The following is a 12,464-nucleotide window of genomic DNA, read 5'->3' on the forward strand; positions in this document are numbered from 1 at the left end:
GCTTAGTTATCCTCGAAATTACGCTGATGTAATTGATAATAAGCACCATGTTTTGCGAGGAGTTCTTGATGAGTACCTTGTTCAACAATTTGTCCTTGATCCATCACTACAATACGGTCAGCATTTTCAATTGTTGATAAACGGTGAGCAATGACAATCGTAGTGCGGTCTTGCATCGCTTCATCAAATGCTTGCTGAATAAAATGTTCAGATTCATTATCAAGAGCACTTGTAGCTTCATCTAAAATTAATATTGGAGCATTCTTTAAAATTGCTCGAGCAATAGCAATTCGCTGACGCTGACCACCAGATAAGTTTAGGCCCTGTGCCCCTAAAACAGTATCATAACCATTTGGTAAATTCATAATGAAGTCATGTGCATATGCAGCTTTTGCAGCGGCATGAATTTCCTCATCTGACGCACCTTGCAACTGACCATACGCAATGTTTTCACGAACAGTACGATTAAATAATACAACTTGCTGATTTACCATTGCGATTTGGGTACGCAAACAAGAAAGATCAATATCATTAATTGGCAAACCATCTAAATAAATTTGCCCACTTGATACCTCTTGGAAACGTACCAACATATTAACTAATGAGCTTTTACCAGCACCTGAACGTCCAACTAATGCTACAGTTTGCCCAGGAAGAATATCTAAAGAGAAATCTTTAATAGCCTGTACGCCATCAGCATAATTTAATGCCACATGATCAAAACGAATTGCACCATTTAGTTTAGGTTTCAACTGACCGTTATTTTGCTCTTCAGGCAAATCTAATAGTTCAAAAACAGAATGAGCTGCTGCTAAACCGCGTTGTAACTTTTCATTAACATCAGTCAAGTTTTTAACTGGTTTTGCTAATAGACCAGCAGCTGTAAGGTAAGCCACGAACTCACCAGCACTAGTATTACCTAAAATCTGTGGTCGTAAAGCTAACCATACAATAAGGGCCATCGCACAAGCCATTACTACCTGAACCACAGGGCTATTCAGGTTTTGTACAATTACCATTTTTAAACCACGTTTTAAGTTTTCTTCTGATGACTTATAGAACCGTTCTTGTTCAGACTCTTCACCAGCAAAAGTTTTTACTACAGCATTACCATTGATACTCTCTTGAACAACGTGGTTCACATCACCCATTGTATCTTGAACCTGTAATGAGAGTTTTCGCATACGTTTTGAAGCTTTACGTACCAATACACCAATTACAGGTAAAAATACAAAAACACATAAAGTAAGACGCCAATTGGTATAAAACAGATAGCCTAATAATCCCAGTGTAATCATCCCATCCCTAACGATGACTCTTAATGACTCCGAAGAAGCTGCTGTTAGCTGCTCAACGTTATACATAATCTTGGCAGTAATATGGCCAGATGAATTATCTAGGTAATATTGTGCCGGTAGTCTTAAAAGTTTGGCATAAACTTCTTGGCGAATACTAAAAACCAAACTACGTGAAATCACCGCAGTATAGTAACCTCCCATAAAAAGGCCTAAACCACGGAAAAAAACCAATAAAATGATTAATAATGGGAACCAATCCAAATCACTTCTACTGCCACTTTGGATTGCATCAATAATAAATTTAATCAATTTAGCAACGGAGACTTCTGTTGCTGAGTTAATACCGAACCCGATAAGAACTAATAAGGCCACGCCCCAATAAGGTTTTAAATAGGCTATGAGACGCAAATAAACCTTAAAATCTTGATTCACTCAGAAAAACCTCTAGAAGGAACTTTGGTACTAATATTGATGTTAACAAAACCGAGTTGTCCTGCTACATCCATAACGCGAATTACATCCTGATGAGACGCTTTGGCATCCGCAGCAATGATGAACATAAAATCACGGCGCTCTTGAGCAACTTGCTTAATCGCAGTACTCAGATCAGCAACCTCTTTAGACGAAAGTGCCTGACCATTTACAGCATAATGACCAGAAGAGTCTACCACGACTTCAATTTTGTGATCGTACTGTTTTGGTGGAACACCTTGTGCATCTGGTAAAGTTAAATTGAGGCGACTTGGCTGATTAAAAGTAGTCGATAGTAATAAAAAAACTAAAATGAACAACAAACAGTCAATCATAGGCGTTAAATTGATATGAATGTCTTCAACCTTAGAACGTTTAAATTTCATCTGGCTATTCACCCATCACCCAACACGACGATGTTCTGCTATAGACGAGGAACGTTTATAGAACAATGAGGCATGAAATAAAGTCGATTGCTGTTCTAGGTCAGTAATATAATCTTGTACTAATCTTTGAAAATAGCGATAAGCAACTAAAGCAGGAATCGCAATTAACATTCCCACAGCTGTAGTAATAAGCGCTTTAGAAATACCCGGAATCATTAAACTTGGACTACCAGCCGATCCAAAATCAATCACAAGAAATGATTCAATAATTCCCACCACAGTGCCAAGCAATCCCAGTAACGGCGCTACAGCACTTAAAGTGCCCAAAAAATTAATATTTTTTTCTAAATAAGAAATTTCTTGAGAAGCTGCAACTTCCATCTGCGCACGTGCAAATTGCTCACCATGCTCACGATGATCAAAACCTGCTTTTAAAATGTGAGCCAATGCACTGTTTTGCACTTCTACATTTTGTTCCAAATTTTCCACAATATCTTCAGTTCTTAACGAACTATCATCAATTAATGCTTTGGGTAGAACTTGTGAACGTCTTAACCGAACAAAACGTTCAATGCTGATCGCAACAGTTAAAATTGAGCACAGAATTAAAGGCAGCATCAACCAGCCACCCGCTCTCACAAGTTCCCACATATCTTCTTCCCCAAGAATATAAAATTAGAAATATATGACCCAAATACAAATTAATTAGGCAAACAAATATTTAAAATGCCATCTAACTCATCTAAAGTATGGTAATGAATAACAAGCTTACCCTTACCTTTTTGATTATGATCAATTTTCACATTAGCGCCAAAACGCTCTGATAATTTTTGTGTCAATTGTTCAATATCAGGTGCTACAGGTGCTTTTTCCTTCTCCTGCTTAGGCTCACTTCTATCACGCACCAATTGCTCTGTTTGACGAACAGATAGTCCTTTTTCAATTACGATTTTAGCAACGTCTAATTGATCTTTACCCTTTAACGTCAAGATAGCTCGAGCATGCCCCATATCAAGCTGGCCTTGCTGCATGAAATCTTTAATTTCATCCGCCAAACTCAACAAACGAAGTAAATTACTTACGGTAGTACGTGCTTTCCCTACTGTGTCAGCAATTTCTTGATGGCTCAAACCGAATTCATCATGAAAACGCTGCAAGGCTATAGCCTGATCAATCGGATTTAAATCTTGACGCTGAATATTCTCAATAAGTGCTAATGCAATGGCAACCTGATCATTTAAATCACGAACAATTGCAGGAATTTCAGTTAAACCCGCAAGTTGCGCTGCACGCCAGCGTCGTTCACCAGCAATGATTTCGTATGGATGTGATTCATCATCAACTGGACGAATTACAATAGGTTGCATCACTCCATGTTTTTCAATAGAAGATGCTAACTCTTGCAAATCATGCTCATGAATAAAGCGACGTGGTTGATATTCACCACGTTTCAATAAATTTACATCAATTTGTTTCAACTGTCCGTGGTCAAGTGCCTGTGCTTCCAGCTGTAATTTTTCTTTTTGAATTGAACCAAGTAATGCATCTAAACCACGTCCTTTAGCCAATCCGCGTTTTTTGATGCTCATACTTTACTTCCTTTCTTTACTTTACTTTTCTTCAACATCTCAGCTGCAAGATTTAAGTATGCAACTGCACCTTTAGAACTTTTCTCAAAATATATAACAGGCAAACCATGCGCCGGCGCTTCTGCTAAGCGAACATTACGCGGAACGACAGTATCATAAAGTTTTTTTCCGAAATACTGTTCTAACTCAGCAGATACATCACGTGTTAAAGCATTTCGTGCATCGTACATTGTACGTAATACACCAATAATCTCTAAATCAGGATTTAATGCCTTTTGAATACGATCTATAGTCTGGGTTAAATCAGCTAAACCTTCTAGCGCATAATATTCGCATTGCATTGGAATGATTACACTATCTACAGCTGCCAAAGCATTGACAGTAATCAAACTCAAGCTTGGCGCACAATCCACAATGATAAAATCAAATGAGTTTCGGATTTCATTCAAAGCATTTTTTAGAATGAATTCACGGCCCTCTTGTTCTGCAATAGCAAGCTCAACACCGGAAAGTTCACGATTAGACCCTAAAACTTTATATCCAACTTCTGCTTTTTGAATGGCCGTTTCAATTGGTACTTCACCAAGTAGAACATCCGTAATGGAATACAAAAGATCGTTCTTTTGAATACCAGACCCCATCGTAGCATTACCTTGTGAATCCATATCTACAAGTAATACACGTTTCTTTAATACAGCTAGAGACGCTGCAAGATTTACTGCAGTCGTTGTTTTACCAACACCACCCTTTTGGTTTGCAATCGCAATAATTTGAGCCATGGTAACCCTAATACTTTTTATTTAAATACGTTGAAGTAAAAGTAAATGACGTTGTTCATCAAGTCTTGGTACGCGCAGCTCAATCACTTTACATGAAAAGTCCTGATTAAGTTGCTCAATTTCCTCAACTGGCACAACTCCTTTCATTGCTGCAATTATACTGCTCTGATGCAAGTATGGCTGAGCTGCATCCACAAAATCCGTTAAAGAAGCAAAAGCGCGACTTGTAATCACATCAAATTGACCAAGCTCATCAATTGTATCTTGATTTTCAACACGTGTTTGCACGGCTACTACGTTTTTTAACTTAAGGTCAGCAATAAACTGTTTCAAAAAACGAATTTTCTTACCATTCGAATCAAGCAATACACATGAGCGTTCCGGCTGACATAAAGCAATGATCATGCCCGGCATACCACCACCTGTACCTACATCAAGCAAACGGCCCGTTGGCAAATCTTTCAAAATACTTAGGCTATCTAACAAATGCTTCACTAACATTTCTTTCGGATCACGAATCGCTGTTAGATTATAAGCTTTGTTCCAAAGTACCAAAGCATCTTGATACTTCAACAATAATGTCAAAGCTTCATCGCTAAGCGATAAACCTAATTTTTGACTACCCTGTTGTAACTCTTGAAAAAACGGATGCATAAACAGATAACATCTAAGTAAAATTTAAAACAAAGTATACCCATTTATGCATCGTGGAACACTAGTTAACGATTAGGGATTACACACTTAATCGTAGAAGCCTTCACGAATTTGCAAATCTAGCTCCATTAAACGCTCAGGCGTTCCCACATCTACCCATGCACCTTTAAGCTTTTCACCAGATATTTTCTGATTATGCATCGCTTGCTTCAATAGTGGAGCTAAAGGACGCTTACCCGCTTCCAATCCGTCAAAAAGTTTAGGATGAATAACAGATAGACCACTAAAAGTGAGGTTTTCGCCCGTCACATCTTGATCGAATGTAAAAGCGCGCCCATCCAATAATGTAAAGTCGCCTTCAGGATGCTGTTTAGGATTATCAACCAACACAAGATGTGCCAAATCATCATTTAGCTTAATATGGCGCAGACCTTCAAAATTCATTGTGGTCCATACATCTCCATTCACCAGAATAAAAGGATCTGTTCCAAGCAGTGGCAAAGCATTAATAATTCCACCAGCTGTTTCTAACCCTTCATCCTCTCGTGTCCAACGGATATCCACACCAAATTGAGAGCCATCACCTAAACTACTGATGAGCTTGTCGGCCAACCATGCAGAATTGATGACTATTTCAGTCACACCAATTTTCTTAAGTTTTTCAATATGCCACACAATCAGGGGTTTACCACCCACCTCGAGCAAAGGCTTTGGTGTATATAGCGTAAGTGGACGCATACGATTGCCCAAGCCAGCAGCAAGAATCATTGCTTTCATTATGCTGCTACCTCATAGCTACCATATTTCTCGATAAATTTAGGCATCACGATGTTATTCATAAATACCATAAACTCTTCAAGCTCAGGGTAACCACGGCTTTCTTCAAGCAAATACCACATGACACGTGGTAAATCCTTCAAATAACCTGACTTACCATCACGTTCAAACAAGCGAACAAAAATACCTAGAATTTTAATATGGCGCTGGATCGCCATTAAATCTGCATCACGTTTAAATTGATCAAAACTACGGTTTTGTTTAGTCGACGCTGGCAACAGGTCATAAAACACTTTAAACCATTGATAAACACGATCAGCGTTCCATTGAACATATGCATCACGAGTAATCGAAATTAGATCATATGTATCAGCGCCAATAACAGCATCTTGGAAGTCGATTACCCCTAATTCTTGCTCATCGGTAATTTTCATCAAATTTCGACTATGAAAATCTCGATGTACAATAACTTGCGGTTGGGCTAATGCAGCGTGAGCCAAGAAGTCAAATGCATTATCAATCGTTTTTTTCTGTTCAGCAGTCGGGTGAATAGAAAGCGACGGCAACATCCAGTCTGTGAGTAGCTGCATTTCCGACATTAATTTTTCGTAAGAATAAGCTGGGAACTGATTAGTCCCGTCAATAGACTGCAATTGAATAAGTTGTTTAAAACTTTGTTCGTAGTATTTATCAACAGTTTCATTAGTTAATAATGTCGACAAAAGCACATCACCAAAGTCTTCTAACAATAGAAAACCTTGAGCCAGATCTTTCGCGACGATCTGAGGCACACGTACGCCATGGCTCGCAAAAAACTCGTCAATGGTCACAAACGGAACACAGTCTTCTTTTTCTGGAGGGGCATCCATGAGCATATACGTTTTATTTTGTAACTCGATACGCGCATAACGGCGGAAGCTTGCATCACCTGCTAAAAAAGCGATCTTAAATTGATCATTTTCAAGAACAGATGTAAGCCATGTATATATCAATTGTTCACGTTGTGTATTCATTTGCAATAAAATCTAAAACAAGCTGAGATTTTTGAAGGGTTAAGTGTAGCCACTTATAAACTTTTTCTCTATGATGCGACAATAATTAATTGTGAATTAGCATACTTGGTTAATGAGACAATGAAGCATCAGTTTAAATTTAATCCTTTAGCGACAGCTATTTTTACGCTCTTATGTGGCTCCATACAATCAAGTTATGCTGAGTCAACTGATGTTGTCTCCAATATAGACAATAATCAACTTAAAGCGAGCATCAAGGAAGCTTACCCAGGTCAAGAATTCTTTCAGCAATATTATGTTGATAAATCTGCACCTGAAGCTCAGCTTCGTGACAATAAATATTTAAGCTCGGCATTTTGCCAAGGCACATGGGTTACACCAATTAACCCTGAAACCAAAGCTTTAGATGCCGACAAAGCGACTTCTGTCGTTACTGCTAACTACGGACATTACAATCCAGCGGGTGATTCTGTTTTAGAAGGTGATGTCGTTATTGATCAGGAAGGACGCACAGTTCGTGCTGACAAAGTAACGATTGATAAGACCCAAACCTTTGCGCATGCACAAGGTCGAGTACAGTTAGCTCAAGGCGGGTTACTTTCACAGAGTGATGAAATTAATTACAACCTAAAAACCCAAACCGGGAATTTAGATAATAGTTTTTATATTTCTGAACAGCAACATGCCCATGGTCATGCAGGAAAAATCGAAAGAACCTCACCAAATGTTATGGTTCTTAATGATGCAACCTATACGACTTGCCCACCAGGCCAAAAACCCGGTTGGAAAATCCAAGCCAATAAAATTGAGTTAAATCAGGAAACTGGACGCGGCGTAACTCGTGGAACAAAATTATATGTTAAGGATGTTCCTGTTCTAGCTGTTCCCTATTTTAACTTCCCGATTGATGACCGCCGTACTACAGGTATTCTCAACCCACAATTTGGTTTCTCAAACGATGGTGGTGTTGAGCTTTCTGTTCCAGTTTATTTAAATCTTGCACCTAACTATGATTTGACACTTACTCCGCGATATTTAGCAGACCGCGGTGCAATGCTAAAAGGCGAGTTTAGATATTTAACCGATGGCTTTGGTGCTGGTGAAATGTGGGGTGGCATCTTGCCATCTGACAAAAGTTATAATGACAAAGATCGTAAAGATTTCCATTTTTTACATAATTGGGATATCAACGACCAGTGGTCTACTAACCTCGAATATAACTATGCATCAGATAAAGATTATTTCTCTGACTTAGATAGCAGTCCTAACTCTAAAACAGATCTTAACTTACGTAGAGCTTGGGAACTTAATTATCAACATGGTATTCCGGGTTTAAAAGCACAGCTTAAGGTCGAAGATTTCCAGACACTTGATCCTGAAGTTGCAGATGCAGATAAACCATACGCGCGTTTGCCACAATTCTTATTAAATTACGTCACTGGTAATCCACTAGGACTACAATACGAATTTAATAACGACACTGCTTACTTTAAGAAATCAATTAATGATGATTCTGCTCAAGAAAGTAGTGGTACACGTATTTATAACCAGTTTGCAACGCGTTATAACTACCGTACACCAGCAGCTTTTGTGATTCCTGAAGTCTCTGTACGTTCTATTCAAACGTTTTATGATAAGGACAGTATCGCATCTCAAAATCTAGATGGTGGTTCCGAAAATAAATCAGTCGTTGTACCTCAATTTACGTTAGACACTGGACTGAACTTTGAACGTGATGGTAAGTATTTACAAACACTTACACCACGTGCTTTCTATGCATATGCGCCATACAAAAATCAAGATGGTTATCCTAACTTTGACTCAACCACTGCGTCAGTAAGTTATGATCAATTATTTAACCCTTACCGTTTTTATGGTCATGACCGCCTAGAAGACAATAACTTTTTATCATTAGGTGTAAGTTATAGCCTTTTTGACACAGTAGGTTTAGAGCGTTTACGTGCAAGCGTAGGCCAAAGTTACTATTTCGAAGACCGTCGTGTCACCTTACAACGACAACAAGATGAAATTGATACTGAACGCAACACAGGTCCTGTGGTGAGTCTATCAAGCCAGCTTAACCAAAACTTTACCATTGCTGCCAACTCAGCTTGGATGTCGAATGGTGACAATGCTCAACGTGACTTCCAACTTTACTATACTGGTGATAAAGGAAATCTATATAACTTAGGCTATTTCTATCGTAAAGATATTCCTGGTCGTCAAGATACTTATGACCAAGTTGTTGCATCGTTTATACAACCAATTAAAGACAATTGGCGTATTATGGGCCACGTACAATATGACATGGACAATGATGTTGCCCGTGAACTCTTGTTAGGAGTTAACTATGAGTCATGTTGCTGGGGTATTTCTGTCTATGGCCGTTCATACTATAACGATCTAGACGATCCAAAATCTCCAGATGTTAGTGAAAAGCGCGCGATCATGGCCGAAATTACACTAAAAGGTTTAGGTGGTTTAAACAATAAACTCGCGTCTTTACTTGAAAATCGCGTTTTAGGTTTTAACAAAATTAATCAATCTTGGACACAACGTTAATGAAGACAAAGCATCTTAAACAGTTTTTTAAAGCAACTACACTTGCTGCCCTAATCTCTTCATCAATGCATAGTTTTGCCCAACCCGCTGATGAAGTTGTGGCAATTGTGGACAATAGCGTAATTTTAAAAAGCGATCTTCAACAAGGTATGGCTGAAGCAGCTCATGAACTGCAAGCTCAAAAGAAAGAAGTGCCACCTCAGCAATACTTGCAGTTTCAGGTATTAGATCAACTCATCTTGCGTCAAGCCCAACTTGAACAAGTTAAAAAATATGGCATCAAACCTGATGAAAAAAGCTTAAATGAAGCAGTCTTAAAAGTAGCAAATCAATCTGGAAGTAAAAGTTTAGAAGCTTTCCAGCAAAAATTGGATGCTATGGCACCAGGAACTTATGAAAGTTTACGTGGCCGAATCGCTGAGGATTTAGCGATTAGTCGTTTGCGTCAACAACAAGTGATGTCTCGTATTAAAATTAGTGATCAAGATGTAGAAAACTTCTTAAAATCACCTCAGGGACAAGCTGCGTTAGGTAATCAAGCACATGTAATTCATATGCGCATTTCTGGTGACAATGCACAAGAAGTTCAATCTGTAGCTCAAGAAGTGCGTTCAAAGCTTGCTCAAAGTAATGATATAAATGCTTTGAAAAAACTTTCAACTGCAAATGTAAAAGTTGAAGGTGCTGATATGGGTTTCCGCCCACTGTCTGATATTCCTGCTGAACTTGCGGCTCGTATTACACCATTACAAGATGGTCAAACGACTGACTTAGTTTCAGTACGTGATGGTGTACATGTTTTAAAGCTTCTTGAACGCAAACAAAATGAGCAAAAAGCTTTAGTACCTCAATTTCAAACCCGCCACATTCTCATTCAGCCATCTGAAGTAGTGACTCTCGAGAATGCTAAGCAAATTATTGATAACATCTATAAACGCTTAAAAGCTGGTCAAGATTTTGCAACACTTGCAGCAACCTATTCAAATGACACAGGTTCAGCACGTGATGGGGGAAGTTTGGGTTGGGTAACACCTGGAATGATGGTTCCTGAATTTGATAAAAAAATGCAGGAAATTCCTGTAGGTGAAATTAGCGAACCGTTCCAAACTCAATTCGGCTGGCATATCTTACAAGTAACAGATAAACGTGAAAAAGATATGACGCACGAATATCAAGAGCGTATGGCACGTCAAATTTTAGGTGAACGCCAATTCAACACTGAGATTGATAGCTGGTTACGTGAAGTACGTGCAAATGCATATGTAGAAATCAAAGATCCAAGTCTAGACAAAAAGAACTTACAAAAGTAACTCTTTTTCTCTTTATTAAAACCTGTGTTTGTCACAGGTTTTTTATGCATGAAATTTACATAATAAAAAACCGGTTATATAAATAACCGGTTTCTTTAAATTAAACCCTAACGGGAATTATTTATAACGATCAACCATTTTCTCTAGAGAAATCGGGCGAATCTTGTCAGCATTTCCAGCTGTACCAAACGCTTCATAACGATCAATACAAATTTGCTTCATTGAATCTACAGTTTTAGCAAAGTATTTACGTGGATCGAATTCAGCTGGGTTTTCAGCCATAAACTGACGAATTGCACCAGTAGATGCTAAACGTAAGTCTGTATCGATATTGATCTTACGCACACCATGTTTAATTGCTTCTACAAGCTGTTCAACAGGTACACCATAAGTCTCTTTAATATCACCGCCAAACTCATTGATTACTTTCAACCACTCTTGCGGCACAGAACTTGAACCATGCATAACAAGATGAGTATTTGGTAATGCCGCATGAATTTCTTTAATGCGGTCAATTGCCAAGATATCACCTGTAGGTGGACGAGTGAACTTGTAAGCACCATGTGAAGTACCTACAGCAATCGCCAATGCATCTACATTAGTATCGGCAACAAACTGAGTCGCTTCTTCAACAGAAGTAAGAAGTTGTGAGTGATCAAGTACACCTTCTGCACCAACACCGTCTTCTTCGCCAGCCATACCAGTTTCAAGGCTACCTAAACAGCCAATCTCACCTTCGACAGAAACACCACATGCATGTGCTAAAGCAACAACATTACGAGTTACATCAACGTTGTATTCGTAAGAAGTAGGTGTTTTACCATCTGTACCTAATGAACCGTCCATCATCACTGAGCTAAAGCCAAGCTGAATTGAACGCTGACAGATATCAGGGCTTGTTCCATGGTCTTGATGCATTACCACTGGAATATGTGGCCATTCTTCAATTGCAGCCAAAATAAGATGGCGTAAGAATGGAGCGCCTGCATATTTGCGAGCTCCAGCTGATGCTTGAACAATTACAGGTGAATTGGTTGCATCCGCGGCAAGCATAATTGCACGCATTTGTTCTAAGTTATTTACGTTAAATGCTGGTACGCCGTAGTTATGTTCAGCAGCGTGATCCAAGAGCTGGCGCATTGAAATGAGTGCCATAATATCCTCCCAGGTAGTGCGGCTTATTCTACCCTGTCATTTATTTCAATTCAGCAACAAATCACAGTATTTCAAAAAAAATCCCTGCATTTGCAGGGATTTTTTAACAAAAAACAACAAATTAATGTGTTTCTGAAGCAGCAGCCTCACTTTGCGCACTACCTTCAACCACATCTGTATTCTTTTCATCTAGAACTGGCTTATCAATCGCATCAATTGCTGCTTGTTGCTCAGGCGTTACTTTTTCAGAAACAGCAGTAGATGCAGCTGATTCTTGCCCCGCTTGAGATGCTTCATCTTTCTTAGCACAAGCAGTCAACATCATCGGTACAATTAACATAGCAGCAAATGTAAGCTTTAAATTCATCACTATTTTCCACAGTTGGTGATTTAATACTCGACATTTTATTGCAAATATATGACAGTTTAATGACTTATCAATGAAAAAGGGATTGGTTACCCAATCCCTT

The 12,464-nt window shown here is 38.8% G+C and carries 12 protein-coding genes; 2 read left to right on the forward strand and 10 right to left on the reverse strand.

Annotation, left to right across the window (positions count from 1 at the left end):
* Positions 1–2: 2 nt before the first annotated feature.
* The 8 genes from msbA to ACO6UW_RS05120 form a co-directional block, all read right to left on the reverse strand.
* Positions 3–1,730: a lipid A export permease/ATP-binding protein MsbA gene (gene msbA / locus ACO6UW_RS05085; RefSeq protein WP_002121388.1), complete on the reverse strand. Its 1,728-nt coding sequence runs from the start codon at positions 1,728–1,730 to the stop codon at positions 3–5.
* Entirely contained in the window at positions 1,727–2,155 is a 429-nt protein-coding gene (locus ACO6UW_RS05090) for an ExbD/TolR family protein (RefSeq protein ID WP_002121347.1), read from the reverse strand. The genes msbA and ACO6UW_RS05090 overlap by 4 nt, the downstream gene beginning before the upstream one ends.
* A 15-nt stretch (positions 2,156–2,170) precedes the next feature.
* Entirely contained in the window at positions 2,171–2,806 is a 636-nt protein-coding gene (locus ACO6UW_RS05095) for a MotA/TolQ/ExbB proton channel family protein (protein WP_002121473.1), read from the reverse strand.
* A 50-nt stretch (positions 2,807–2,856) separates the two neighbouring features.
* A complete protein-coding gene (locus tag ACO6UW_RS05100; protein ID WP_002121476.1) occupies positions 2,857–3,744 on the reverse strand; it encodes a ParB/RepB/Spo0J family partition protein in 888 nt (295 codons plus the stop codon).
* Positions 3,741–4,523, reverse strand: a complete 783-nt coding sequence (locus tag ACO6UW_RS05105; protein ID WP_002121458.1) for a ParA family protein — start codon at positions 4,521–4,523, stop codon at positions 3,741–3,743. Before ACO6UW_RS05105 ends, ACO6UW_RS05100 begins: the two co-directional genes overlap by 4 nt.
* Positions 4,524–4,544: 21 nt before the next feature.
* Complete coding sequence (gene rsmG / locus ACO6UW_RS05110) at positions 4,545–5,177, reverse strand: 16S rRNA (guanine(527)-N(7))-methyltransferase RsmG (RefSeq protein ID WP_032057021.1); 633 nt, start codon at positions 5,175–5,177, stop codon at positions 4,545–4,547.
* An 87-nt stretch (positions 5,178–5,264) separates the two neighbouring features.
* Positions 5,265–5,954, reverse strand: a complete 690-nt coding sequence (gene murU, locus ACO6UW_RS05115; protein WP_057062349.1) for an N-acetylmuramate alpha-1-phosphate uridylyltransferase MurU — start codon at positions 5,952–5,954, stop codon at positions 5,265–5,267.
* Positions 5,954–6,967: an aminoglycoside phosphotransferase family protein gene (locus ACO6UW_RS05120; protein WP_057062350.1), complete on the reverse strand. Its 1,014-nt coding sequence runs from the start codon at positions 6,965–6,967 to the stop codon at positions 5,954–5,956. The genes murU and ACO6UW_RS05120 overlap by 1 nt, the downstream gene beginning before the upstream one ends.
* A gap of 120 nt (positions 6,968–7,087) precedes the next feature.
* Here ACO6UW_RS05120 and ACO6UW_RS05125 point away from each other — a divergent pair, with 120 nt between their 5' ends.
* Positions 7,088–9,529, forward strand: coding sequence for an LPS-assembly protein LptD (locus ACO6UW_RS05125; protein WP_057062351.1), 2,442 nt, complete (start codon positions 7,088–7,090; stop codon positions 9,527–9,529).
* Positions 9,529–10,839, forward strand: a complete 1,311-nt coding sequence (locus ACO6UW_RS05130) for a peptidylprolyl isomerase (RefSeq protein WP_057062352.1) — start codon at positions 9,529–9,531, stop codon at positions 10,837–10,839. The genes ACO6UW_RS05125 and ACO6UW_RS05130 overlap by 1 nt, the downstream gene beginning before the upstream one ends.
* Before the next feature lie 117 nt (positions 10,840–10,956).
* On the opposite strand, the gene fba is transcribed toward ACO6UW_RS05130, so the two are convergent.
* Together fba and ACO6UW_RS05140 are read right to left on the reverse strand one after the other, a co-directional pair.
* Positions 10,957–11,994, reverse strand: coding sequence for a class II fructose-bisphosphate aldolase (gene fba / locus ACO6UW_RS05135; RefSeq protein ID WP_002121428.1), 1,038 nt, complete (start codon positions 11,992–11,994; stop codon positions 10,957–10,959).
* Between the two features lie 121 nt (positions 11,995–12,115).
* A complete protein-coding gene (locus ACO6UW_RS05140) occupies positions 12,116–12,361 on the reverse strand; it encodes a hypothetical protein (protein WP_057062353.1) in 246 nt (81 codons plus the stop codon).
* Positions 12,362–12,464: the final 103 nt, after the last annotated feature.

It is taken from the genome of Acinetobacter sp. JADD-222, assembly GCF_049310645.1.

Excerpts from the sequence above, each read along its gene's own strand:
- ACO6UW_RS05100 (WP_002121476.1), bottom strand. The coding sequence starts at position 3,744 with ATGAGCATCAAAAAACGCGGATTGGCTAAAGGACGTGGTTTAGATGCA.
- fba (WP_002121428.1), bottom strand. The coding sequence starts at position 11,994 with ATGGCACTCATTTCAATGCGCCAGCTCTTGGATCACGCTGCTGAACAT.
- ACO6UW_RS05140 (WP_057062353.1), bottom strand. The coding sequence starts at position 12,361 with ATGAATTTAAAGCTTACATTTGCTGCTATGTTAATTGTACCGATGATG.
- ACO6UW_RS05095 (WP_002121473.1), bottom strand. The coding sequence starts at position 2,806 with ATGTGGGAACTTGTGAGAGCGGGTGGCTGGTTGATGCTGCCTTTAATT.
- ACO6UW_RS05130 (WP_057062352.1), top strand. The coding sequence starts at position 9,529 with ATGAAGACAAAGCATCTTAAACAGTTTTTTAAAGCAACTACACTTGCT.
- rsmG (WP_032057021.1), bottom strand. The coding sequence starts at position 5,177 with ATGCATCCGTTTTTTCAAGAGTTACAACAGGGTAGTCAAAAATTAGGT.
- ACO6UW_RS05125 (WP_057062351.1), top strand. The coding sequence starts at position 7,088 with ATGAAGCATCAGTTTAAATTTAATCCTTTAGCGACAGCTATTTTTACG.
- ACO6UW_RS05120 (WP_057062350.1), bottom strand. The coding sequence starts at position 6,967 with ATGAATACACAACGTGAACAATTGATATATACATGGCTTACATCTGTT.
- murU (WP_057062349.1), bottom strand. The coding sequence starts at position 5,954 with ATGAAAGCAATGATTCTTGCTGCTGGCTTGGGCAATCGTATGCGTCCA.
- ACO6UW_RS05090 (WP_002121347.1), bottom strand. The coding sequence starts at position 2,155 with ATGAAATTTAAACGTTCTAAGGTTGAAGACATTCATATCAATTTAACG.
- ACO6UW_RS05105 (WP_002121458.1), bottom strand. The coding sequence starts at position 4,523 with ATGGCTCAAATTATTGCGATTGCAAACCAAAAGGGTGGTGTTGGTAAA.